Genomic DNA, 23,892 nt, shown 5'->3' with positions numbered 1-23,892 from the left:
TTTACGACAGATCCACCCTCCCAGCGGGTTTCGCCTAGCGTATGGAGCATGACCGAAGCCACCGTTGCCACCCCCGCCCAGACCGTTGTCGCGATTGCCCAATTCGCCCCGGGGACGGACAAGAAAGCCAACCTCGAATCACTGCGATCACTGGCTTCCGATGCAGCAGCACGGGGCGCGAAAGTTGTCGTGGCGCCGGAATACTCGATGTTCACCGCACCGAAGACGGATGAACGACTGATCGAGTCCGCGGAGGACCTGGACGGCGAATTCGGTTCGGCACTGGCGGCGGTCGCCGCGGAGTTCGGAATCTTCCTCGTGGCGGGAATGAACGAGCGGATCGACGACGTGAGCAGAATCTCCAACACCCTCGTCGCGATGGACCCGAACGGCGAACTGGTGGCGACCTACCGGAAGCTGCATCTCTACGACGCATTCGGTTACCAGGAGTCGGCCGTGATCCGTGCCGGCGACATCACGGAACCGCAGACTTTCGGGTGCGACGGCCTGACCTTCGGCCTCCAGACCTGCTACGACCTGCGCTTCCCGGAAGTCACCCGGCGCATCGTCGACGTCGGCGCGGACATCCTGCTCCTGCCCGCCCAGTGGGTGCCCGGGCCACTCAAGGAAGACCACTGGACCACTCTCGTACGCGCCCGGGCCATCGAGAACACGATGTACATCGCAGCGGCTGACCAGAGCGCGCGCGGCGGCGCGGGTGCCAGCATGATCGTCGACCCGATGGGCGTCGTGATGTGTTCACTGGGCGAGCAGGTCGGGGTTGCCGCCGCGACTGTTTCGGCCGCTCGCATCGCCGAAGTACGCGAGAAGAATCCCGCTCTCGCGCTGCGGAGGTTCACAGTCTCGTCGCGGTGACCTGCAGCGGGGTAGCGTCGGACAGGTCGGGGTTCGAGCTTCTCGAGGACAACGCAGTGACCCAGTATCGGGATCGATCTTCCGCCGGCAAATTTCTGGCCGGGCGGCTCGAGTCTTTGCGTCTCGACAAGCCTGTCGTTCTCGGACTCCCACGCGGCGGAGTACCGGTCGCAGCCGAGGTGGCTGCGGCGCTGAACGCTCCACTGGACATCGTGGTGGTGCGCAAGCTCGGCAGTCCGTACAACCCGGAACTGGCGATGGGCGCCATCGGTGAGGGTGGCGTGCGTGTCCTCAATCACGACGTCATCGCAGCGGTTCGCGTCTCGAAAAGTGAACTCGTCGCCGTCGAACGCGACGAACGAACCGAATTGGAACGGCGAGCGCGGCTCCTGCGCGAGGGACGGACCCCGGTTTCCCTCCACGGACGCACCGCAGTGATCGTCGACGACGGAATGGCCACGGGTGCGAGTGCCGCCGTTGCCTGCCGCTGCGCGCGCACCGCGGGTGCTGCCTCCGTCATCGTCGCTGTCCCAGTTGCCTCCCCTGAAGCAATGAGAGTGATCGCGTGCTCAGCCGATCGGGTCGTCTGCCCCTTCGTTCCTGCCCTGCTGGGCGGCGTCGGTGCTGCATTCGAGGACTTTCATCAACTCAGCGACGACGAAGTGCTGACCTTCCTCGCCTGAGAGGACACCCCTCCAGCCTGAGCGCAGTCCAAGAGATCTCTGAGAATTTGTGATGTGTGCAACATTTCGCTCCTCGGTGCCGATAGCCCAAATGGAACAAAAAGAATTCGGCTTTCTGGAGGAACCGTGACCATCTCGACCGATACCGTCGACGCCGTCGCAGCTGCGTGCCGTGACCGCCTGGGCGACCCTTCCGCCTGGGTTGCGTCAGACGCTTATCGACAGAGCCTCGCCCTGTGCATCATCGAATCCGTTCAGTCCACGTCGGGTCACAGCGAAGTGACCGTCGTAGATCGCTACCTGGCCTACCGAAAAGCCCGCGAAGACAAACCCGTCACGGACGGCGCACGCGAACTACTCCGCACCTTCGAGGAAGCCGGGAGTTCGGACCAGTGGGCAGGCAAGATCGGCTCGTACAAGCGTCGCTATACGGCGACGGGTGTCCCGATCGAGGCGCGTCACATCCAACAGGTCGCCGAGAAACTCCATCACTTGCGGATCAACAGCGTCGAGGACCTGCTCTCTGCTGCCGATTCCGACAACGCTCTCGATGCGGTTCACCTTGCCTGGGTGGACGCCTGCGGAGACGGTTCCGAAGTGACCTGGGCACACCTGTTGATGTTGGCCGGAATTCCACACACCGATCTGGGTACCGCTGCCGAAACGTTCATCAGCGCAACACTCGGCACCACCGAGTTGCCAGGAGACACCTCGGAGATCCTTGCAGCTACTGCAGAGCAACTCGGAGTGGATCCGGACCGATTGGACTACGCAATTCGCCGGTGGTTGTCCGTGCACGGCCGCATGCTCCAACACGTCGCCTGAGTACCTGTAAACAGGCGGTCACACTAAACTGCAGGTCAGCGCCCGACCAGTTCTACCGAATAGTAACGACAGTGCAAAATGACGACTAATGTGATGCAATGCACATCAGAAATGTCAGTAGTCACTGGAGGGGTCAATAGTGCGCGAGTTCTCAGTTCCACAGTCGTTCTCAATTCCGGAGAACGTATCCATGGCCGACTCCGTGTTCCGTCACGCCGAAGAAGACCCCACATTCGTGCCGTTCAAGAGGCCGTCGAACGGTGGATGGGTCGACGTCACTGCAGCTGAATTCGCGAAGCAGGTCTCCGCAGTTGCCAAGGGCCTGATCGCTTCGGGCGTCGAGCTCGGCGACCGCGTCGCTATCCTGTCAGCAACTCGCTACGAGTGGGTCGTTCTCGACTACGCCATCTGGACTGCCGGCGGATGCACCGTCGCGATCTACGAGACCTCCTCCCCTGATCAGGCGCAGTGGATCCTCGAGGATTCCGCGACAACACTTCTGGTCGTCGAAACGGCCAAGCACGCGGAGACTCACAAGGAAGTCACCGACGGTGCAGAAGCCCTCCGCGAGGTTCTGGTCATCGAGTCGGGTGCTATCGACGAGCTGTCCAGTCGCGGTTCGGCAATCACCGACGAAGAACTGCACACTCGTCGTCACCAGGTCACCGCTGCCTCGCCCGCGACCCTGATCTACACCTCCGGAACCACCGGACGCCCCAAGGGCGTCCAGCTGACGCACTCCAACTTCTACGCCGAGTCCAACGCCTGCCGCCTGGCGATGCCGGAGTCGATGGTCCCCGGCAAGAAGACGCTGATGTTCCTGCCGCTCGCCCACGTATTCGCGCGAGCGATCTCCTTCGGCGCTTTCGACGCCAAGGTCACCGTCKCCCACACGTCGGATCTGACGACGCTCCTCGAGCAGTTCGCCGGTTTCAAGCCCAACTTCATCCTCTCGGTACCGCGCGTGTTCGAGAAGGTGTACAACTCGGCTCGCCAGAAGGCAGTCGACGGCGGTAAGGGCAGCATCTTCGACAAGGCTGCCGCCACTGCCATCGAATACAGCGAGTCCCTCGAAAAGGGTGGACCCGGGCTGGCACTCAAGCTCAAGCATGCGGTATTCGACAAGCTCGTCTACTCGAAGTTGCGCGCAGCTCTGGGCGGCGAGTGCGAGCGTGCAGTCTCCGGTGGCGCAGCCCTCGGCGCGCGTCTCGGCCACTACTTCCGCGGCGTCGGCATCCCGATCTACGAGGGCTACGGACTCACCGAGACCAGCGCCGCAATCACCGTCAACACCTCGAGCGCGCAGCGCGTCGGCACCGTCGGCAAGCCGATCAACGGCCATGCAGCACGGATCGCCGAGGACGGCGAACTCCTCCTGCAGGGCCCGGTCGTCTTCGCCGGCTACTGGCACAACGACAAGGCGACGGCCGAATCGATCGTCGACGGCTGGTTCCACACCGGCGACCTCGGATCGATCGACAACGAGGGCTACGTCTCCATCACCGGGCGCAAGAAGGAAATCATCGTCACGGCCGGAGGCAAGAACGTCGCACCGGCAGGCCTCGAGGATTCCCTGCGTGCGCACGCTCTGATCAGCCAGTGCCTCGTCGTCGGCGACGGTCAGCCGTTCATCGGTGCACTGATCACCCTCGATCCGGAGACTCTGCCCGGTTGGGTCGAGCGCAACGGCCTGCCCGCCGGCACCGCTATCGCGGATCTGGTGAAGAACGCCGACCTGATCGCCGAGATCGACTCGGCCGTTGCCGACGCGAACAAGAAGGTCTCCAACCCCGAGCAGATCAAGAAGTACACGATCCTCGAGGTCGACTTCACCCAGGAGACCGGTGAATTGACGCCGACGCTCAAGCTCAAGCGCAACATCATTCACGAAGCTCACAAGACCAAGATCAGCGACCTGTACGCCTGATCGATCGTCTTTCACGAGTCTGGCCCGGTTCGAATGCGAACCGGGCCAGACTCGTTTCACTCTCCGGCGGAGAGTAGTTCCTTTTCGATCTCGGATGGAAGGCCGTGCACCGCACGATCCTCCCGCTGGGTCGGCAGAGTTTCCCGTTGCATCCATTCCCAGGTGTCGCGCACGGTGTCTTCGACGGGACGGCACCGCAACCCTGCCCGCGCCGCCTTGGCAGTGTCGGCTTCGAGGAAACCCGCGAACTCGCCCTCTTGCGGGACCCAACACGGCAGTTGTGTCCACGGTTGCGCTCCCGCTGCTGCAAGTCGGTCCTCGTCGATCCACACCAACTCCGCACCCGAACCGGTGGCGTCCACGCACGCCTCGAGGAGCCCGGAGGTAGTGGTGTGCCCGGACGCACTGATGACGTCGTACGTCCCGCTGATTTCGGCCGCCAGTCCGGACAGGACAAACGATGCGATGTCGCGGGCATCGACGTACTGCAACGGTCTGGTCGGCGCTCCGGGAGCAACGACGCGTCCGCCCTCAGCGATGCGCTGCAACCACCACGGCAACCGCCCGATGTCCTCGTGCGGGCCGAGGATCAACCCTGCCCTCGCGAGCAGCGCGTCCGGGAAGGATTCCAGGACAGCGAGTTCGGCCCCGCGTTTGGCGGACGCGTAATCGCTGTTGTCATCGGACGTCGCAGATGCGGCAACCACCGGCGAGCCCTCGTCCACGTGCAAGCCCCATTGGTAGACGGATCCACTGGAGATGTATGCGTACCGGTCGACGTGACCGTGCAAGACGCGTGCATTCTCAGCGACCACTCGGGGGCTACCCGACCAGGTGTCGACGACAAAATCCCATCGACGATCACCGAGCGCCTCAACCATCGCTCGCTGATCGGTGCGATCCGCGAACAGAACCTCCGCGGTAGGTGGTGGCGCTCCGGTGAGCCCCCGATGGAGCACTGTCACTTCCCAGCCCCGTGCCAGGGCGTCGTCGACGAGGGCACGGCCGAGGAACCGTGTTCCTCCGAGAATCAGCAGCTTCATGACGGCCATCGTCACTCGAAAAGCGTCGTGCAGCAACAAGTTCGTCTGGTAGCGCAATTTCCGACGAGTGAGGGTCGGACGAAGCGCTCAGATACCCCGTCCGGGATTGAGAATGCTCTTCGGATCGAATGCGGCCTTCACCGCAAGCATCAACTGGCGTTCGGTCTGGCCGACCATGTCTGCCATGTACGGCGCTTTGAGAACCCCGATACCGTGTTCACCGCTGATCGTTCCGCCCAATGCCAGTGCGCCGGCAACGATGTCGTCGAAAGCTCCGCGCGCACGATCCTGCGCTCCCGTTTCGGCAGCGTCGAACACGATGGTCGGGTGGAGATTGCCGTCGGCGGCGTGGCCGAAGGTTCCGATCGTGACACCGTGGCGATCGGCCGCTTCACGAATGCATTCCAACATGGACGGCAACGCCGGCACCGGCACCGCGACGTCGTCGAGAAGTACCGTGCCCAACGCCTCGAGAGCTGGCAACGCCATCCGGCGGGCGGCAGTGAACTCTTCACCTTCCACGGGATCATCGGTGTGGAAAACCTCTCGAGCCCCGGCACTTTCGCACGCCGCGGCGCAGTCCGCTGCCTCGGCGGCCGCCGACCTACCGTCGCACTGGATGAGCAGCATCGCCCCGGCCGATTCGTCCAGCCCCATCTTCGTCAGCCGATTGACCGCGCCGATGGTGACGTCGTCCATCAACTCCATCTGACACGGTTCGGCCACTGCCGACACGGCGAGGACGGCATCGATCGCGGACTCCGCGGAATCGAAGAAGGCGACGACGGTGGTCGCCGCAGTGGGCGCCGTACGCAACCGCATCGTGGCTTCGACGATGACCGCGAGCGTTCCCTCCGAGCCCACGAGCAGATGTGTCAGGTCCAGCCCCGCAACATTTTTGCGCGTCCGTGCACCGGTACGGACCACACGCCCGTCGGCGAGTACCGCCGTCAGGGCCGCGACGTGATCACCGGTGACGCCGTACTTGGCGCAACAGATGCCGCCTGCATTTGTCGCCAGATTGCCGCCGATACTCGAGATGGCCCGGCTTCCCGGATCCGGTACGTACCAAAGACCCTGCTGTGCAGCAGCTTCCGCCAGGTCACCATTGATCACTCCGGGCTCCACCGTGGCGGTGCGCGCGGCAGGATCGATCTCGAGAATGCGATCCATGCCCGCGACGCTCAAGACGATGCACCCGTCGAGCGCATTGGCAGCGCCGGCCAACCCGGTACCTGCCCCTCGTGTCACCACCGGAACGGAGAGTTCGTGCGCCACTGTCATAACCGCGACGACGTCGTCGACCGTCTTCGCCTTGACCAGCGCGGCGGGCCTTCCGGCTGCAGTGAGCAGTGATTGATCCCGGACGTACGCGCCCATCCGGTCGGGATCGGTTGTCGCCCTGTCCCCCACCGCTTTCTGCAAGTGTTCGCCCAACAGATCGATACTCGTGGTCATTCCGTTCGTCCTTCGTAGAATCCGCGCACATGGCGCTCGACCAAATCGGCGGCCTCGTCAGCTGCGCCGCGCTCGATCGCGTCGGCGATACCCTCGTGCTCGGCCAGCAGTGAGCCAAGCGTGGCCGCCGAGTTCTCGCGCGAGTCGAGTTCGCTCAGCAGGTAGCCGGCGATGCTGTCGCGGAGAACCGTCATGACCAACCCGAACGCCTTGTTCCCGCCCGCTCCGGCGAGCGCAACATGAAAGTCGACGTCGGCGTCGTGGAATGCGACCGAGTCGTCGGCAAGTGTTGCGATGCGCATTCGCTCGATCGCAGCCCGGGCGTCGTCTGGCACGACGGCGACGGTTCGCAGCGCAGCAGCTTCGAGCAGCACTCGCAATTCGACAAGATCGCCGAGCGGAACCGCGCCCACTTGCAGTGCCGTACTGAGAGCGGTGGCCGCAGAATCGGCCGTGTGCTCGTGCGTCACCCGAGGCCTGGCAGTAGAAGTGGTGTCCGCGCCGGTCAACAATCCCTGTGCTTGCAGGACACGAAGTGCCTCGCGGACCGTCGATCGTCCCACCGAGAAGGTCTGCGCGAGTTCCTGTTCGGTCGGCAACGCCTCGCCGACGGGAAGCGAGCCGTCGAGTATGGCAGCACGGATTCTTCCCGACACGGCAAGGCTGAGCGGCATGCGCGACAACGGAGTCGTATCCATGCCGCGACGCTACCACCCCTTGCCTGCTTGTCTGACAAACTGTTTAATTGAGGAGATTCGTGACCCGGACCACAACAGACAAGGTGTCGACCATGACCGACAAGCTCGAATTGGATCCAGCAACCACAGCCGTCGTGCTCATCGAGTACCAGAACGACTTCACCACCGAGGGCGGTGTTCTTCACGAGGCCGTCGCTCCGGTCATGGAATCGAACGGACTCCTCGCGAACACCACTGCGCTGGTCGATGCGGCTCGGGCGGCAGGTGTCACCGTGATGCACGCACCGATCACCTTCGCCGAGGGATACAACGAAATCACCTCGCATCCGTACGGCATCCTCAAGGGCGTCGTCGACGGCAAGGCTTTCGTGAAGGGTTCCTGGGGAGCTGCGATCGTCGACGACCTCACCCCGAAAGACGGCGACATCGTCATCGAGGGCAAGCGCGGACTCGACACTTTTGCCAGCACCAACCTCGATTTCATTCTGCGCAGCAAAGGAATTCGCACGATCGTTCTCGGCGGCTTCCTGACCAACTGCTGCGTCGAATCGACCATGCGCACCGGATACGAGAACGGTTACCGGGTCATCACACTCACCGATTGCGTGGCAGGCACCTCGGTCGCCGAACACGAGAACGCGATCACCTACGACTACCCGATGTTCTCGCACCCCGTCACGTCGAAAGAGGTGCTCGGCGCGCTCTCCTGAGAGGACTACCTGGAATGCGCGAGAAGGAATTCACGGCTGACGTTGGTGACACTGGCGTGAACCTTCTCGTGCAGCAGGTCGTGACCGGCGTCCTCGAACTCGCGCATCTCGACGTTGYGCAGCGTCCGCGCCCAATCCCGGACGGGATCGACCGGGGCGATCCGGTCGTCGGTACCGTGAACGACCAGGACTGGGATGCCCGCGTCGGAGAGTTCCGCCCACCCGTGTTGCTCCACCGCGCTGCGCGGAATGCCGCACAACACCGCGGACGCGAATTCGTGATCGCGATGAGCCAGCACCGTCAGCGCAGTCACGGCACCTAACGAATGACCCATCACCGCCTGCGGAACTTCGGGCAGTTCGGCCAAAGCGATGTCAGCCAGCGCGGCTGCATCTGCAGCAAGATCGGAGAGCGGAGCCCCGACTCCCGGATCACCCTCCGACAAGCCGTGTCCGGTGTGATCGATCGCCCACACGTCGATCCCCGACGCCGTCATTGCACCCGCGAAACGGTGATACTGCCCGCTGTGCTGACCGAGGCCGTGCAGAAAGACCAAAGACACAGTGGGCACTGCGCCCCCTGCCGCCGGCCAATGCCGAAAGTGCACCTGACCGGTTCGTCCGTCGAAGAAGGGCATGCTCGTCATTCTGCACTCTCCTACGGGCATCCGCGGGCGGTGGGCGATTACTGGTGGGTTGCCTTGTCGGTGAGCGATGGCACAATCTCCGTGTGTTCCTACTCGATGATCAGATCGTCTACAGCGCCAGTGACCTCTCGGCCGCGGCCTCGTGCGAGTTCGCACTGTTGCGGCAACTCGACGCCCGCACCGGTCTGATCTCAGCCGAGGCGGTCGAGGCAGATCCGATGCTCGAGCGGACGTCGAGCCTCGGCGACTCGCACGAGCGCGAACAGCTTCAGAAGTTCATCGATCAACACGGAGACGGCGTCGTCGTCATGCCGCGACCGGAACACTCACGCGCAGGCCTGACCGCCGCCACGTTGGCCACCGTCGAGGCAGCACGATCGGGCGCGCCAGTCATCTATCAGGGAACCTTTTTCGACGGCCGATTCCTCGGGTTCTGCGATTTCCTCGTCCGCGAAGGCAACACCTACGCGGTCTACGACAGCAAGCTCTCCCGGCACGCCAAGGTGTCGGCACTTCTACAACTCGCCGCATACGCGGATGCGTTGGAGCGCAATGCAATTGCCGCCTCCGATCAGGTTCATCTACTGCTCGGCGACGGCAGCACGTCGTCGCACGACATCGGAGACATCGCGCCGGTATTCGCAGCACGCAGAGCTGAACTCGAACGAGTCCTCGACGAGCACCGTGCTGAGGGGAAACCGACACAGTGGCTCGACGATCGGTACCTGCGTTGTGGTCGATGCAACACCTGCAGCGTCGAAGTCGAAAGCCATCGGGACCTGCTGCTGGTTGCGGGCGTCCGCGGCAATCAGCGTGAACAACTGATCGTCTCGGGGATCACGACAATTGACGAACTCGCCGCGAGCACCGGCCCTGTCGAGGGAATTCGACGGGAAACACTCGACAAACTCCGTGCACAGGCCGCGGTTCAACTTCGTCAGGAACAATCCGGCGACGCCGAATTCGAGGTCTACGAACCCTCGGCGCTCGGCGGACTACCCGTCCCCGACGACGGCGACATCTTCTTCGACTTCGAGGGCGATCCGCTCTGGGCCGAGGACGGATCCACCGACTGGGGGTTGGAATACCTTTTCGGTGTGGTCGAAGGACCGGCGGACGACTACGTGTTCAAGCCGTTCTGGGCACACGATCGCGACGGTGAACGCCAGGCACTCCTCGACTTCCTCGACTATGTCACCGCGCGCCGAGAAGCTCACCCCGGCATGCACATCTATCACTACGCCGCGTACGAGAAATCGGCGCTGTTGCGCTTGGCCGCACGTCACGGTGTCGGCGAGCAGACGGTGGACACGCTGCTCAGCGAGAACGTGCTCGTGGACCTGTACCCGATCGTCCGCGCCTGCCTGCGGATCGGACAACGCTCGTACAGCATCAAGAAACTCGAGCCGCTCTACATGGGTGAGCACGGCCGCGACGGCGACGTGACCAACGCCGCCGCTTCGGTTGTCGCTTATGCCGACTACTGCCAATTGCGCGACGGCGGACAAGCCGACCAGGCCAGGGAACTTCTTCAGGGCATCTCCGACTACAACGAGTACGACTGCGAATCCACTCTGCGCCTGCGCGATTGGCTTGCCGAGCGCGCCGCAGAACACGGCGTCGAACTTCGTGAGCCGACCGGGCAGATCAAGATTCCACTCGAGGAGCTCACCGAACCGGAGATCGCGCTCCGCGAATTCGCAGGACACAAGGCAGGTTCGGCGCGTACCCCCGATCAGCAGGCAGCTGCTCTACTGGCCGCTGCGGTGGGGTACCACAATCGTGAGCGGAAGCCGTACTGGTGGGCCCACTTCGACCGATTGGTCACACCGATCGAAGACCTGGTGGACATCCGCGACGTCATGGTGGTCGAACAGTCCGAAATCGAGGCGGACTGGCACAAGAGCACCCCACGTCAGAAGAAGTTCCGTCGACACATTCAGCTGACCGGAAGTTTCGGCACCGGAACGTCTTTGAGCCCGGGCAGTGATCTGTTCGCTCTCTACGCAACACCCTCCCCCGATGCCGTTGCAAGCGAGAACCCCACCCAACGCGGCACCAGCAGCGTCAAGGTCACGGCCGTGGTCAAGTCCGAAGGACTCGACGTGGTCACCGTCGAAGAACTGCTCGGCGGTGACGAATACCTCGATGCCCCAGTCGCATTGGCACCTGGTCGTCCGATTCCCACCGGACGCATGGAGAAGTCCATCGCCGCTGCCGCATCCGGCGCCAGCGAGATCCTGCCCGAACTGCCACCCGTAGCAGCGGTCGACATTCTCCGGCGCAGCACCCCGAGGACACGCTCGGGTTCACCGCTCCCGCCCGTCGGCGGCGACAACAACTACGCGGACGCCATCACCGCCGCACTTCTCGACCTCGATGATTCCTACGTGGCAGTACAGGGTCCCCCTGGTACGGGCAAGACCTACACGGGTGCTCGTGTCGTCAAGACACTGATCGAACAACATCAGTGGCGAATCGGAGTGGTGGCTCAATCACATTCGGTGGTCGAGAACATGCTCGGCGGCATTCTGAAGGCCGGAGTGGACCCTGCGCTGGTCGCGAAGAAGGGCAGCCGCAGCAAGACCGCAGAATGGCAGGACATCGCTTCCGAAGAATATGCGGGATTCATCGCAGAGGCCGAAGGCGTCGGCTGCGTCATCGGCGGCACTGCGTGGGACTTCGCGAACACCGATCGTGTTCCAGCGGGCAGCTTGGACCTGCTCGTGGTGGACGAGGCGGGCCAGTTCGCGCTCGCCAACACCATTGCCGTCGCGATTTCCGCGCGAAACCTGTTGCTGCTGGGCGATCCGCAGCAGTTGCCGCAGGTGAGCCAAGGTACTCACCCCGAACCTGTCGACGAATCGGCGCTCGGTTGGCTCGCCGAGGGACACGGCGCACTGCCACCCGAACTCGGCTACTTCCTCGAGAAGACTTGGCGGATGCACCCGGATCTGTGTGCGCCCGTGTCCGCATTGTCGTACGAGGGCAAGCTGCATTCCCAGGAAACCGTGAGTGCGGCAAGAAAACTCGACGGACTCGCTGCCGGAGTGCACACGGTGTTCGTCGATCACCGCGGCAATTCCACGTACTCCCCGGAAGAGTCCCACGAAATCGTTTGCCAGATCCAGGGCCTTCTCGGTACGCCATGGACCGACCCGAGCGAGTTCGAGGGAACCCGGCCCCTGGAGCAGTCGGACATCCTCGTGGTCGCGGCATACAACGCCCAGGTCGGTACCGTCGAGCGCGATCTCACCGAAGCCGGTCTCACGGAGGTCGAGGTCGGGACCGTCGACAAGTTCCAGGGCCGCGAGGCCGCGGTGGCAATCGTGTCGATGGCCGCATCTGCCGTCGAGGACGTCCCGCGAGGAATGTCGTTCCTCCTGTCGCGGAACCGCCTCAATGTTGCTGTCTCCCGCGGCAAGTGGTGCGCGATCATCGTCCGATCACACGCGTTGACGCAGTACATGCCGAGCACGCCCGCAGGATTGGTGGAGCTCGGCGCGTTCATGAGGTTGACGAGCTAGCCGAATATTTTCACACCCAAACGCTGCCCTACCCGAAGCACTGTCCTACCCGAAGCACTGCCCTTCGCCGCGGTAGGTGGGAACCGAGGTTCGGGTGCCGTCGGCTTCGACCACATACACGCGGTCGAAGCGCTCGCACAGTTCGCCTGCCTTGGCGTGACGGAACCATACGCGGTCGCCGATCGCGATGTTTCCGGCTTCCTTCCCGGTGACCGGCGTCTGGACTTCGCCGGCTCCTTCGTTGCGGAGCAGTTTGAGACCAGCGGGCCAGACCGGTGACGGAACGCGGGTGGCTCCGGCAGGTCCCGACGCGATGTATCCGCCGCCGAAAAGGGTCGTGACGGACGGCGTCGGCTTGCGCACGGCCGACAGTGCGAAGAACAGAGCCGGATCGGGACGGAAGGCGCGGTAGCGGTCGAACAGGGTCGGTACGTACAGTCCGGAGCCTGCTGTTACCTCGGTCACCACAGGATCGGCCGAGCTGACCTCCAGCGATCCCGTACCGCCGCTGTTGACGATCTCGAGTGCACCCACGGCATCGGTGACGGCCGCGACCACAGCGCCCCTTCTGGACGCCAGTTCGCGGGCAGAGGCCTTCTTGACCCAACCGATCGGAGCGCTGGTGTCCGGGAGGCCGGCGATCTGGGCTTCGTAGAACATCACGCCGACGACGGAGAATCCGCGCTGACGAGCACGCGCCGCGAGTGCGGCGACCGCGGCAGGTTCTCGCAGCGGCGAGCGTCGTACGCCTAGATGGATCGGACCGATCCGCAGTGACGCATCGACGTCGAGACATACCCGGACAGGCGCATCTCCCGTCGACGCCGAACGAATGAGATCCAACTGCGCATCGTCGTCGACCATCAAGGTGATCGATTGAAGGGCGGTGTCATCGGCAGCGAGATCCGCGATGGCGCCACGATCGGCGGTCGGGTATCCCATCAGGATGTCCCGTGCGCCGAGCCCGACCAGCCACAGAGCCTCGCGCAGTGAGTACGCCATGATTCCGCGGAACCCGCCGGATGCAGTCAGTGTGTCACCGAGAGTTTCAGTCAGAACCGTACGACAACGAACCGATTTGCTCGCCACTCGCACCGGGGTTCCACCGGCGCGGCGCACCAGGTCGGCTGCATTACTGCGCAGTGTGGTCAGATCCAGAGCAGCCAGAGGCGGGTCGAGTTCTCGCGTGGCAGCAGTGAGTCGATCGAGGGTCCTGGTCACAGATGATCCAATCGTCGCGGCGTGCGACCAGTCAATCACCAATCCTGGACGTATGTCCAGGATGGCGGTTCTACTGAGGCGCGACCACTGCTTTATTGGCGATTACCTGAACCATTTCTCCGAACTCGGCAATAGTCGCGTCGGAGTCACGATCGACCAGCCATCGCAGAACAAGGCCGTCGATCATTGCAAGACTCAGTCGCGCAATCGAACTCAACGGCTCCGTCCACACCGTGCCCGATATCTTGGCGCACTCTTCGAGAAACGACACCGCGAGCTCATCCATGATTCGGTACTGCTCAAATGCAACTGCCCCAGCACGTTCGGCTCCGAGATTGCGACTACGCAGTGCCTGCGCGGTGATTTCGTAGGTCAACAACTGGCGATCCGGAGTTGCTTCGATGGTCGGCCACATTCCGGTCAGGCCGATATGCAGCAATTCCCTGAGCCCCTGCACACCACTGAGATCCGGCGCATGGCGGACCTGCGCGAACGCATACTGCATCGACGCACTGAGCTGCAGAATGAGCGTTTCACCCATTGCCGCGATCAGCGCTTCCTTGCTCTCGAAGCAGTAATGAACGACGCCGAGCGATACGCCGGCCTCCTCTGCCACCGCCCTTACCGTCACAGAACTGACACCGCGCTGTTCCGCAATAGACAAAGCGGACTCGACCAATTGTGTGCGGCGTTCGTCCGCCGGAAGCCTGTTCAGCATCCAATGATCGTAGAACGCAAATGACAAAATCTTCGCGCAATACTTGCCTGGACGACCGTCCAAGTACATTATTGCGTAATGGCTTCGGACACTTGGCAGAACTGGGCGGGCACTCAAAGTGCCGCGCCGCGTCGCTTTGCGACGCCGACAAATACCCGTGAACTTTCGTCGTTGGTCGCCGAGGCCGCGGCGCGCGGCCAACGTGTGAAGGCCGTCGGCGCCGGCCATTCGTTCACCGGTGTCGCGGTCACCGACGGTATCCTCGTCAGCCTGGACAACTTGAGCGGAATCGACTCGATCACGCCGACCGACGACGGTGCGCTGGTCACTGTTTTTGCAGGCACTCGCCTTCATGCTCTCAACGACGCCTTGTGGCAACGCGGATATGCGATGGCCAATCTCGGTGACATCGACGTCCAGTCACTGGCCGGCGCGACGTCCACCGGCACACACGGCACCGGCGCACGATTCGGCGGTATCGCCACACAGATTCGCGGAATCGAGATCGTTCTCGCCGACGGATCCGTCGTTACCGCAAGCGCTGACGAAAACGTCGAATTGTTCGAAGCAGGCCGCCTCGGATTGGGCGCAATCGGCATCATTTCGAAGATCACTCTCGCCTGCGTCCCGCGATTCACACTTCGCGCAATCGAGGAACCCGACACGCTGTCTCACATACTGGACACCCTCGAGAGCGATCGTCTGGGCTTGGACCACTTCGAGTTCTACTGGTTTCCGCACACCGACCGTGTCCTGACGAAGAGCAATACGCGACTGCCCGGAGATACCGAACCCGATCCAGTGGGCAAGGTCCGCGCGTTCGTCGACGACGAACTCCTCTCGAACACACTCTTCGAAGGTGTCAACCGCGTTGCCACCCTGGCACCGGCCGCGATCCCGAGAATCAACAACGTGTCGTCTCGATTGCTCGGCGCCCGGGAGTTCACCGATCGCAGTTACCGAGTATTCGCGTCTTCGCGCCGGGTGAAGTTCAAGGAGATGGAATACGCGATTCCCCGCGAACACGTCACCGAGACACTCCACGAAATCGACCGCTGGATGAAGAAGTCCGGAACTAACGTCGCGTTCCCCGTCGAAGTACGTTTTGCTGCCGCCGACGACCTCTGGCTCTCGACTGCTCACGGACGCGACACCGCATACATCGCCGTACACCAGTACCACCGACGACCCGAAACCGAATACTTCGCCGCAGTGGAAGCCATCGCCCGCGCCGTCGACGGCCGGCCGCATTGGGGAAAAATGCACAACCGGACCGTCGACGACCTGCGTCCTACGTACGACCGACTCGACGACTTTGTCGCCGTGAGAGACAAGTACGACGCGAATCGTGTGTTCGACAACGAATACTTGCGTCAGGTACTCGGCGACTGACGGTCAGCGCCGCAGCAGTTCCGCTTTTCGTGCATCGCTCGCAAACGAGGCTTTGATCGAGTTCCGGGCGAGGGTGTCTCGCTCGGCCTCGGTCAGACCCAAGGCTCGGCCCAGTTCGGTGAAATTGTCGTCGACGTATCCCCCGAAGTAGGCCGGGTCGTCGGAGTTGACCGTGACGATCAAACCCATCTCGAGCATCGATCGAAGCGGATGATCCGACAGCGAATCGAACACCCGCAGACGAACGTTCGACAACGGGCAGACCGTCAGTGGAATCTCCTCGTCGACCAGACGCTCGATCAGGGCAGGATCCTCGAGTGCCCGGACTCCGTGGTCGATCCGCTCGGCGCCGAGAATGTCGAGTGCCTGCCAGATGTACTCGGGCGGTCCCTCTTCACCGGCGTGAGCGACAACGTGCAAACCCTCGGCACGCGCGCGGGCGAACACGTCCTCGAACAGTGACGGTGGGTTGCCTACCTCTGCGGAGTCGAGCCCGAGCCCGACGATCGGAGCCTGCAGGCGAATTATCTCGGAGAAGATCTCCTCGGCGTCCTTGACGGGCTGATCTCGGAGGATGGCGGCGATTGCCGCGCTGCTGAGCCCGAACTCGCGCTCGCTCGATGCCACCGCATCCATGATCCCGTCCAGGACCTCGGTCAGCGGAACACCACGGACTACGTGCGCCTGTGGATTGAAGAAGAACTCGGCATGCGCGACGCCGGCCGCAGCCGCCCGGCGGAAGTACGCTCGCGTCAGGTCGGCAAAATCCTCCGCGGTGCGCAGGACGGCCATGTTGGCGAAGTAGAGATCGAGGAACGACTGCAAGTCGGTGAACTCGTACCTCGACTTCAGATCGTCGATGTCCTTGTACGGCAGATCCATTCGATTGCGCTCGGCAAGTCGGTAAATCTGTTCGGGCTCCAGAGAACCCTCGATGTGCATGTGCAGTTCGGCGACAGGTGTAGTCATGTCGGTGTTACCGCCCCTTCCAGACCGGGGCGCGCTTCTCGGCGAACGCCGTCGCACCCTCGCGTGCATCTTCGGATGCGAATACCGGCGCCATGACCTGCAACTGCTTCGCGAAAGCTTCGTCGTCGGACCAACCGCCGGCCTTGACGATGATCTCCTTGGTGACCGCTACCGCGAGCGGTCCGTTGCGGGTGATTCGATCAGCCAACTCCAGTGCGCCGTCGAGCGCCTTGCCCGGTTCGGTCAACGTGTTCACGAAGCCGTAGCGGTATGCCTCCTCGGCGGTGAAACTGTCGCCGGTCAGCGCCAGTTCCAGAGCCTTCTGGTACGGAATCCGCTTGGGCAGGCGCAACAATCCGCCGCCACCTGCAACCAGTCCTCGCTTGACCTCCGGGATACCGAACTTCGCTTCGGACGACGCCACCACCAGGTCGGTGGCAAGCACGAGTTCCGTGCCGCCTGCCAACGCAAAGCCCTCGACCGCCGAAATGATCGGCTTACGCGGTGGCCCTTCCGTGAATCCGAGACCGCGTCCCGGCACGAGGACGTTCTCGCCGGCCACGAATGCCTTCAGATCCATACCGGCACAGAAGTTTCCGCCGGCTCCTGTCAGCACGGCCAAGGACAGATCGTCGTCCGCATCGAGCTCTTCGACCGCGGCGGCCAACGCGTGACTGACCGCCGAGTTGATGGCGTTACGCGCCTCGGGCCGGTTGATGGTGATGATCAGTGTCCGCCCGCGCCGCTCGGTGAGAACCTCGTCCGCCATGATGTCCCTCTCGTTTGTCGACCACGCTCGCGTGACTACGCGACGTTGCGTTCGACAATACGGACGAAGCCATCGGGGTCGATCTGCGCGGTGTCGTGAGTGCAGAACCACCCCTGGGTGAATCTCGTCGAGGTCGCTTGCGGCGAGTTCCAATAGCGACGCGTGACACTCGGCCCGCGGCACAGCAACTCACCGAAACCACCTGGCGCATCCGGGCCGTACAACGCCACTTCCATTCCACCGAAAGCGATTCCGACGCTTCCGAGGTGGGTGGGCGCAGACTCGGTTGGCAGAATGAGACCAGCCCCACAGGTTTCGGTTTTACCCCACCCGATCACATGCCGAGCAGCCGGGAACAGGGTCAGCAGCTTGGATTCCTGTTCGGCCGTGATCGGCGACCCGCTGCAATCGATCCACTGCACCGACCTCGAACCGGAACGCGCCGCCGGCCCGAGCGTGAGCAACCGTGGCTCGAGCAAGTCCTCGGGCCGCCCGGTCACGATGTCGACGGTATGCACACTCTCACGCCAGAAGTCGCCGGCGAGGACCACCGTTCCACCGACCACCAACGTCGCGAGCACGTGCACGAACTGCCGCACCGACTTGAAGTCGTTGTCCACCAGCAGATTCCGCACACCTTCGACGCCGTAGTCACGCGAGTGCAGAATTCCGACGATGGCAGAAAGCACGTTCTCGTTACTCAACTCGACGCCAAGCATCTCGCCCGAAGAATCCGCGGTGTACGCGAGGATCGCCATCTCGTCCGGTGCGGCGCCGTCGTCGATGAACGGAACACCGTGCGGGAGTTCCCCGTCGAGCACCAACACCGAGCCACTGTCCGCGATGACGAAGTCCGCCGCATCATCACTCAAGTGCACACCGACGGAGACCGGAACGCCGCCGGCGAGGATGACGCCGAGGCACGCCTCCATCCACCTCACCCCAGCTGCGACACGAATGGCCACACGGTCACCGATCTCGACGCCTCGCGACTTCAGCCCTCCCGCGACCCGCGACGCCTCGGCCCACAGCTCCGCGAAGGTGACCTGCTCGCCGTCGACCTCCTCGACCGCGACGCGAGAGGAGAACCGATGGACGGCGATGTCCAGTAGTTCGGACAACGACGGGTCCAGCTGGCTGTACCGAAGCACTCCGTCACCGGCGCGGGTGACGCGGGCGTCGGCGAGGAGCTGATTCGAACACGGGTATTCCACAAGCGTCGACCGCATCGATACCTCCACGTCACTGACAACCCACCGGCCATTCGACTATATGACGTGGATCACAGTTCGTGGAGGTCTCTGGCGATAATCGTCGCAAACTTACTTTCCGGAGTAGACCGCTTTGCCCGGTCCGACGTCGAGGAAACTGCGGACAGCGCCGCGTAGGTCATCGGTGGCGAACAGCGCACCGGACACTCCGGGAGTCACCGAATCCGCATGAGCGATCCCGCCGGAACGCCAGGCCGCGACGATCTGCTTGGTGGCGTCGTGGGCTCGCGTGGGTCCGTCCGCCAGCCTGGTCGCCAGGGCACGCGCCGCAGCATCGACATCGTCGTGAACTGCATTGACGACGCCCCACGAGTGCAGGGTTACGGCGTCGTAGAGGTCGCCGGTCATGRCCAACTCCCGAGCCCGTCCGGAACCGGCACGCTCGGCCAAACGCTGCGGTCCACCCATGGACGGCGTCAGACCGACCACTGTCTCGACCAGTCCGAACTTCGCCTTGGGCGCCGCGAGGATGATGTCGCAGGCCAAGGAGATCTCGAATGCAGCAGTCAGCGTCAACCCGTGCGCCGCATAGATCACCGGGCACGGCAATGCCTCGAGCGGATGGCAGATCTGGGCGAACAGTTGGCGCCACAACTCCGCGCCCTGCTCCGGGTCGAGGCCGTCGAACACGTGGACGTCGACGCCGGCCGAGTTGACCTTGCCCTCGGCGCGCAGAAGCACCGCGCGCGGTGGGTTTTCGGTCAGCGTCGCAACATCGGCGATGACCGCGTCGAACATGGCCTGATCGAACAGATTGAGTGGTCCGTGTGCGAACGTCAGGACAGCCACCTCGGCACCACCATCGGTGGTGAAGCGCTCGAGACGGGTGGGATGCGATTCGGGAGCAGTCATGCCGCCACACTGCCACATCGAACCGGCCTACGATCGTCGGGTGGACGGTCTGAGAAATGCGCTCGCGGACGTTGTGGGACACCGGTTCGTCGTCACCGACGCCGACGTGTTGACGACCCGTTCGACCGACCAGACAGGCCGGTACGCGGGCCGTGCCTGCGCCCTGGTCCGACCGGCCGATACAGCCGAAATCGCTGCACTGCTGAACGTGTGCCGCTCCCGCGGTGTACCGGTCACCGTTCAGGGCGGGCGAACGGGCCTGGTCGCCGGCACGGTGCCAGAACACGACGACGTCCTGCTCTCCACCGAACGCCTCGCGGCGATCGGCGACGTCGATCTTGCCGCCGGGCGGATCACCGTCGGGGCGGGAGTGACACTCGCGCAGGTACATTCCGCGGCGGCCGCCGCCGGTTTGAAGTTCGGTGTCGACATAGCCTCGCGGGACACTGCGACGATCGGCGGCATCGTGTCCACCAATGCCGGTGGCCTGCACACGGTTCGATACGGGAACATGGCCGAACAGGTGCTCGGACTCGAGGTGGTACTCCCCGACGGAACAACGGTGCGCCGGTCCCCGAAAGTGCTGTCGGACAACTCCGGATACAACCTGCCCGCGCTGTGGGTCGGTAGCGAAGGAACTCTTGGTGTGGTCACTTCCGTYGACCTGACATTGCGGAAGATACCGACCTACCGCGTCACGTCGCTGACCGGTTTCGACACACTCGAAGACGTCGTCGAGGCGGGGCGAGTCTTGCGCGCTCTCGACGGCGTCGACGCACTCGAATTGTTGGACGGGCGCGGTCTCGAACTGGCCGCACGCCATTTGAAAGCCGCGGTTCCGACAGGGCGACCGTGGTACCTCCTCGCCGAGGTGTCCGCGGCCCACGATCCGCTGGAAGACCTGGCCGAGCTGCTCGAACGCATCGGCCCACCGCAGACCCCGGCCGTGGCGGTCGACGCCCCCGGCTCGACGCGCTTGTGGGCGGCCCGCGAATGCTTCGCCGAGGTGGTCGGATTGTTCGGTCCCCCACTGAAATTCGACGCGGCGTTACCGCTGGACTCGCTTGCCACCTTCACCGAGGACGCAACGGCGGTGATCGCGAGCCGAGCGCCCGAGGCAATTCCGATCCTGTTCGGACACGTCGCCGAGGGAAACATCCACCTCAACGTCCTGAACTGTCCGAACGCCGACACCGTGTATCGCAGTGTCCTCGAACTGGTTCGCGATCACGGCGGAAACGTCAGTTCCGAGCACGGGGTGGGCTCGCTCAAACGCAACTATCTGGACCTGGCCCTCTCGGCGCAGGACATAGCCACGATGTGGGCGATCAAGCGAGCCCTTGACCCGAGCGACTATCTCAATCGCGCAGTGATGTTTCCCGACGCGCTTCGGCACTGACGGCCATCGCGTCGTCGTGCGCGTCCCCGCGTAAAGGCCGGGCGAAGCACACCGACGCGACGAAACCGATGAGCAGCACACCCGCAGGTAGCCAGATCGACTCCGACATCGCCGTGCTGAACGGTTCACGGACGAACTCTGGGAGGTGACCCACGCCGGCTTCCGAACTGCCGCCGGTCAGTCCCTGAGCCGCCAATCGCGCGGTGATCAGAGCGCCGATCGCAGCGCTGCCGAGAACCGCACCCACCTGCCGGGTGGTGTTGTAGACGCCGGCGCCCGCGCCCGCCTGCATCGGAGGCAGGTTGTGTGTGGCGGTGGCCGCGAGCGGAGACCAGATGCACGCGTTGGCGAAGCCGATCAGGCCGATCGGCAGGAGCAGTTCCCAGATCGCGACGTCGGGAGACATCACCAGTGCCAGCCAACCCAAGGCGACGGCGAACAGCAAGAAGCCGGTGCCGGCGATGTAGCGCGGATGTGTCTTGTCGACGAGCTTGCCGATGATCGGGGCGAAGATACCGGTCAGCACTGCCATCGGAACGAGCAGCAACGCCGACTGCGTCGGGGAGAGGCCACGAACTGCCTGTGTGTAGAACATCAGCGGAAGGACCATCGACGTGATCGCAAAGCCCATCGCGGTGATGGCGACATTGGCGAGTGAGAAGTTGCGATCCTTGAAGAGCTCCAAGGGAAGCAAGGGTTCGTTCTTGTTGCGCGACTGGTAGAACACGAACACCGCGAGCAACACCACACCGGCGCCGATCAGGCTCCAGACGAATCCGTTCCAGTCGTACGAACTGCCTTCCTGGATTCCGAACACCAGAAGGAACATGCCTGCGGCACTGAGAATCACGCCGGGGATGTCGAACTTGTGCTCGCTGGTCGGCAACGACGGAACGAGCTTCCACGCGAGCAGGAAGGCGATGACACCAACCGGGACGTTGACGATGAAGATCCATTCCCAGCCGAGATTGTCCACCAGGACGCCACCGGCAAGCGGACCCACCAGGGTGGCAACACCGGCAACGGCGCCCCACAGACCCATTGCGGCGCCACGCTTGTTCGGCGCGAACGTGCGTGTGATGACGGCCATCGTCTGAGGCGTCATCATTGCAGCACCAAGACCCTGGAAAGCCCTTGCGACGATGAGCATCTCGACGCTGCCGGACAGACCGCACCACAGTGATGCGCCGGTAAACAGTACGAGGCCGATCATGTACAGGTTCTTCGGACCGAACCTGTCACCGAGTCGGCCCGTGACGAGCAGCGGCACCGCGTACGCCAGCAGGTACGCGCTGGTGACCCAGACGACCTTGTTGATGTCGGTGCCGAGGTCCTCCATGATCGCGGGGTTGGCGACAGCGACGATGGTGCTGTCCACCAGAATCATGAAGAACCCGATACACAGCGCCCACAGCGCGTGCCAGGGATTGACCTGCTTTTCCATCTTCAGTCCTTAGGTAGTGCGGACGAGCCTGCGGAGCCGGCCAGCCGGTCGAGAAGTTCTTGTGAGAGCCAGGGCATTTCGCCGCTCTCGATGTCTGTCACCAACGCGCCGATCCACTCTCTTTCGGCGACGGTCAGTGCGTGGGCGTAGTCCGCGCCCACCGTGAAGATTCGTGGTTTCTCCGCGGCCTTCACCGCTTCGTAGTCGACCTCGAATTTCGCAATCGTCTTGTCGAGGTGCGCGAGACGGATCCGAAGCATCTGACACGCAGTCGATGCGGAGAGGTTGTGCATCTCGGCAAGCGCGAGCGGTAACCGCGGATACTCCCGCACCGGAACCGCCAACATCTCGCGTAGTTGATGTTCGAGGGCATCACGGCCGCGGGCAGTGATCTCGTACGTCGTCCGCTCCGGGCGGTTGCCCTCACGATCGGTCCCGATCGAAGCCAGAAGTTCCTGCTTCTCCAACCGGGAAACCGTGTGATAGAGCGATCCCGGCTTGATTTTCACCAGCTGATCGCCCCGCCGCACCGAGGCGAGTTGGTACATCTCGTACGGGTGCATCGAACGCTCGGACAGCAGGCCCAGCACGGTGATTCCCAAAGGCGTCAGTGACACGTCACCCATGAGTCCCCCTCCCTGACAAGCCGTAGTTGACTGACGAGCCGCAATTGACCATTTCTTGACTATTCCACCCGAAATAGTCCACATGGAATATACGACCTCTGTCCGTCTCGATCAACCCGTTCGAATCGGACTAGCCTGTAGCGAGTGGACGATCATCACCTCGACATCATCCGACTTGCCTGGGCGCGTGAGCTGGGACTCGGCGACTCGGCACTGCGTCCGGCGCACACGGCCCGGGTCGTCGGCGACGACATCCACGTTCTCGATCTGGCAGGCTCCGGTGCGATCGTCGGGCCACAGTGGTTCATCGAGCGCACAGAGGGCATCTCCGTCGACGCACTACTGCAACCGACACGTCTCCTCGAGATCGCCGGCGATCACGGCGGGCGAATCACCGGTCCCGTCGATCTCGCTTTCCTCGGCGACTACACGGACGCGCCACCCGACGAGCAACTGCTGATTTCCCACGAGGTCGACGACGCCCTCGCCGTCGCTGCGCTGTGCCCACCCGACGACAGCACCACGGCCGACCTCGAGAACCGGACGCGGTGGTTCACCGCCGTCACCGATTCCGCCGAGGTGCTCGGATGCGCGGCATACTCCGAATTTCAGGGATTCGTGGCAGATCTCACGACCCTGACTGCTCCTGCGCATCGCCGTCACGGAATCGGCTGTGCAGTAACGCTTCTCGCCGCGGAGGACGCTCTCGATTCCGGGTTGATCCCGCAGCTACGCACGAGTCGCGGCAGCGCGATCGCCGCGACGCTTCCACGTAAAGCCAAATTCGACGTTCTGGGGGCATACGCTCGGGTACACGTGCACCTGCCCAGTTGACAC

General features: G+C 63.3%; 21 protein-coding genes. 9 read left to right on the top strand and 12 right to left on the bottom strand.

Going from position 1 to position 23,892, the window contains the following annotated elements; genetic code table 11:
* Positions 1 to 48 precede the first annotated feature (48 nt).
* The 4 genes from AC1DWA_RS12200 to AC1DWA_RS12185 all read left to right on the top strand — a co-directional run bounded on the left by AC1DWA_RS12200 (position 49) and on the right by AC1DWA_RS12185 (position 4,311).
* Complete coding sequence (locus AC1DWA_RS12200; protein WP_020908425.1) at positions 49 to 876, top strand: carbon-nitrogen hydrolase family protein; 828 nt, start codon at positions 49 to 51, stop codon at positions 874 to 876.
* Between the two features lie 56 nt (positions 877 to 932).
* Positions 933 to 1,559, top strand: coding sequence for a phosphoribosyltransferase (locus AC1DWA_RS12195; protein WP_024487772.1), 627 nt, complete (start codon positions 933 to 935; stop codon positions 1,557 to 1,559).
* A 126-nt stretch (positions 1,560 to 1,685) separates the two neighbouring features.
* A complete protein-coding gene (locus AC1DWA_RS12190; RefSeq protein ID WP_477845805.1) occupies positions 1,686 to 2,384 on the top strand; it encodes a heme peroxidase in 699 nt (232 codons plus the stop codon).
* 139 nt (positions 2,385 to 2,523) lie between these two features.
* A complete protein-coding gene (locus AC1DWA_RS12185; RefSeq protein ID WP_477916658.1) occupies positions 2,524 to 4,311 on the top strand; it encodes an AMP-dependent synthetase/ligase in 1,788 nt (595 codons plus the stop codon).
* 56 nt (positions 4,312 to 4,367) lie between these two features.
* On the opposite strand, the gene AC1DWA_RS12180 is transcribed toward AC1DWA_RS12185, so the two are convergent.
* From AC1DWA_RS12180 to AC1DWA_RS12170, 3 genes are all read right to left on the bottom strand, one after another.
* Positions 4,368 to 5,354, bottom strand: coding sequence for an NAD-dependent epimerase/dehydratase family protein (locus tag AC1DWA_RS12180; RefSeq protein ID WP_264613086.1), 987 nt, complete (start codon positions 5,352 to 5,354; stop codon positions 4,368 to 4,370).
* 87 nt (positions 5,355 to 5,441) lie between these two features.
* Positions 5,442 to 6,812, bottom strand: a complete 1,371-nt coding sequence (locus AC1DWA_RS12175) for an FAD-binding oxidoreductase (RefSeq protein WP_477845804.1) — start codon at positions 6,810 to 6,812, stop codon at positions 5,442 to 5,444.
* Positions 6,809 to 7,510: a FadR/GntR family transcriptional regulator gene (locus AC1DWA_RS12170; protein WP_477845803.1), complete on the bottom strand. Its 702-nt coding sequence runs from the start codon at positions 7,508 to 7,510 to the stop codon at positions 6,809 to 6,811. The genes AC1DWA_RS12175 and AC1DWA_RS12170 overlap by 4 nt, the downstream gene beginning before the upstream one ends.
* A 92-nt stretch (positions 7,511 to 7,602) precedes the next feature.
* Between AC1DWA_RS12170 and AC1DWA_RS12165 the strand changes: the two genes are divergently transcribed.
* On the top strand, positions 7,603 to 8,220 hold the full coding sequence (locus AC1DWA_RS12165) for a cysteine hydrolase family protein (RefSeq protein ID WP_021344969.1): 618 nt from the start codon (positions 7,603 to 7,605) through the stop codon (positions 8,218 to 8,220).
* 5 nt (positions 8,221 to 8,225) lie between these two features.
* Here the strand turns inward: AC1DWA_RS12165 and AC1DWA_RS12160 are convergent, their stop codons facing one another.
* Positions 8,226 to 8,867: an alpha/beta hydrolase gene (locus AC1DWA_RS12160; protein WP_477916656.1), complete on the bottom strand. Its 642-nt coding sequence runs from the start codon at positions 8,865 to 8,867 to the stop codon at positions 8,226 to 8,228.
* A gap of 83 nt (positions 8,868 to 8,950) precedes the next feature.
* On the opposite strand from AC1DWA_RS12160, the gene AC1DWA_RS12155 reads away from it, so the two are divergent.
* Positions 8,951 to 12,394: a TM0106 family RecB-like putative nuclease gene (locus AC1DWA_RS12155; RefSeq protein WP_477845802.1), complete on the top strand. Its 3,444-nt coding sequence runs from the start codon at positions 8,951 to 8,953 to the stop codon at positions 12,392 to 12,394.
* Between the two features lie 45 nt (positions 12,395 to 12,439).
* Here AC1DWA_RS12155 and AC1DWA_RS12150 read toward each other — a convergent pair whose 3' ends face one another.
* On the bottom strand, positions 12,440 to 13,615 hold the full coding sequence (locus tag AC1DWA_RS12150; protein WP_020970184.1) for an amino acid deaminase/aldolase: 1,176 nt from the start codon (positions 13,613 to 13,615) through the stop codon (positions 12,440 to 12,442).
* 70 nt (positions 13,616 to 13,685) lie between these two features.
* Positions 13,686 to 14,333 (bottom strand): TetR/AcrR family transcriptional regulator, encoded by a 648-nt coding sequence (locus AC1DWA_RS12145; RefSeq protein WP_020908434.1) that lies wholly within the window; start codon positions 14,331 to 14,333, stop codon positions 13,686 to 13,688.
* A gap of 78 nt (positions 14,334 to 14,411) precedes the next feature.
* On the opposite strand from AC1DWA_RS12145, the gene AC1DWA_RS12140 reads away from it, so the two are divergent.
* Positions 14,412 to 15,725 carry a D-arabinono-1,4-lactone oxidase gene (locus AC1DWA_RS12140; RefSeq protein ID WP_029255793.1) on the top strand — a complete coding sequence of 438 codons (1,314 nt, stop codon included), beginning with the start codon at positions 14,412 to 14,414 and terminating at the stop codon, positions 15,723 to 15,725.
* Between the two features lie 3 nt (positions 15,726 to 15,728).
* Here the strand turns inward: AC1DWA_RS12140 and AC1DWA_RS12135 are convergent, their stop codons facing one another.
* From AC1DWA_RS12135 to AC1DWA_RS12120, 4 genes are all read right to left on the bottom strand, one after another.
* Positions 15,729 to 16,694, bottom strand: coding sequence for an adenosine deaminase (locus AC1DWA_RS12135; RefSeq protein WP_477845801.1), 966 nt, complete (start codon positions 16,692 to 16,694; stop codon positions 15,729 to 15,731).
* A 7-nt stretch (positions 16,695 to 16,701) separates the two neighbouring features.
* A complete protein-coding gene (locus tag AC1DWA_RS12130; RefSeq protein WP_019749317.1) occupies positions 16,702 to 17,463 on the bottom strand; it encodes a crotonase/enoyl-CoA hydratase family protein in 762 nt (253 codons plus the stop codon).
* Between the two features lie 35 nt (positions 17,464 to 17,498).
* Positions 17,499 to 18,692 (bottom strand): class I adenylate-forming enzyme family protein, encoded by a 1,194-nt coding sequence (locus tag AC1DWA_RS12125; RefSeq protein ID WP_042952424.1) that lies wholly within the window; start codon positions 18,690 to 18,692, stop codon positions 17,499 to 17,501.
* A gap of 93 nt (positions 18,693 to 18,785) precedes the next feature.
* Positions 18,786 to 19,586, bottom strand: coding sequence for an enoyl-CoA hydratase/isomerase family protein (locus tag AC1DWA_RS12120; RefSeq protein ID WP_477916654.1), 801 nt, complete (start codon positions 19,584 to 19,586; stop codon positions 18,786 to 18,788).
* Between AC1DWA_RS12120 and AC1DWA_RS12115 the strand changes: the two genes are divergently transcribed.
* A complete protein-coding gene (locus AC1DWA_RS12115; protein ID WP_477845800.1) occupies positions 19,585 to 20,985 on the top strand; it encodes an FAD-binding oxidoreductase in 1,401 nt (466 codons plus the stop codon). The two genes, AC1DWA_RS12120 and AC1DWA_RS12115, sit on opposite strands and share 2 nt — an antisense overlap.
* On the opposite strand, the gene AC1DWA_RS12110 is transcribed toward AC1DWA_RS12115, so the two are convergent.
* Entirely contained in the window at positions 20,945 to 22,429 is a 1,485-nt protein-coding gene (locus AC1DWA_RS12110; RefSeq protein ID WP_019749321.1) for a DHA2 family efflux MFS transporter permease subunit, read from the bottom strand. The genes AC1DWA_RS12115 and AC1DWA_RS12110 overlap by 41 nt on opposite strands.
* A gap of 2 nt (positions 22,430 to 22,431) precedes the next feature.
* Positions 22,432 to 23,055 carry a PadR family transcriptional regulator gene (locus AC1DWA_RS12105; RefSeq protein WP_019749322.1) on the bottom strand — a complete coding sequence of 208 codons (624 nt, stop codon included), beginning with the start codon at positions 23,053 to 23,055 and terminating at the stop codon, positions 22,432 to 22,434.
* Between the two features lie 144 nt (positions 23,056 to 23,199).
* Between AC1DWA_RS12105 and AC1DWA_RS12100 the strand changes: the two genes are divergently transcribed.
* Positions 23,200 to 23,889, top strand: coding sequence for a GNAT family N-acetyltransferase (locus tag AC1DWA_RS12100; protein ID WP_477845799.1), 690 nt, complete (start codon positions 23,200 to 23,202; stop codon positions 23,887 to 23,889).
* Positions 23,890 to 23,892 lie beyond the last annotated feature (3 nt).

This window comes from Rhodococcus sp. P4_F3_2 (genome assembly GCF_056401335.1).
The sequence above is the reverse complement of the archived record's forward strand: the minus strand, read 5'-3'. Positions and strand labels throughout refer to the sequence as shown.

Coding starts and splice junctions, on each gene's coding strand:
- AC1DWA_RS12105 (WP_019749322.1), bottom strand. CDS start 23,055: ATGGGTGACGTGTCACTGACGCCTTTGGGAATCACCGTGCTGGGCCTG.
- AC1DWA_RS12130 (WP_019749317.1), bottom strand. CDS start 17,463: ATGGCGGACGAGGTTCTCACCGAGCGGCGCGGGCGGACACTGATCATC.
- AC1DWA_RS12145 (WP_020908434.1), bottom strand. CDS start 14,333: ATGCTGAACAGGCTTCCGGCGGACGAACGCCGCACACAATTGGTCGAG.
- AC1DWA_RS12135 (WP_477845801.1), bottom strand. CDS start 16,694: ATGACTACACCTGTCGCCGAACTGCACATGCACATCGAGGGTTCTCTG.
- AC1DWA_RS12165 (WP_021344969.1), top strand. CDS start 7,603: ATGACCGACAAGCTCGAATTGGATCCAGCAACCACAGCCGTCGTGCTC.
- AC1DWA_RS12140 (WP_029255793.1), top strand. CDS start 14,412: ATGGCTTCGGACACTTGGCAGAACTGGGCGGGCACTCAAAGTGCCGCG.
- AC1DWA_RS12110 (WP_019749321.1), bottom strand. CDS start 22,429: ATGGAAAAGCAGGTCAATCCCTGGCACGCGCTGTGGGCGCTGTGTATC.
- AC1DWA_RS12125 (WP_042952424.1), bottom strand. CDS start 18,692: ATGCGGTCGACGCTTGTGGAATACCCGTGTTCGAATCAGCTCCTCGCC.
- AC1DWA_RS12175 (WP_477845804.1), bottom strand. CDS start 6,812: ATGACCACGAGTATCGATCTGTTGGGCGAACACTTGCAGAAAGCGGTG.
- AC1DWA_RS12170 (WP_477845803.1), bottom strand. CDS start 7,510: ATGGATACGACTCCGTTGTCGCGCATGCCGCTCAGCCTTGCCGTGTCG.
- AC1DWA_RS12180 (WP_264613086.1), bottom strand. CDS start 5,354: ATGAAGCTGCTGATTCTCGGAGGAACACGGTTCCTCGGCCGTGCCCTC.
- AC1DWA_RS12200 (WP_020908425.1), top strand. CDS start 49: ATGACCGAAGCCACCGTTGCCACCCCCGCCCAGACCGTTGTCGCGATT.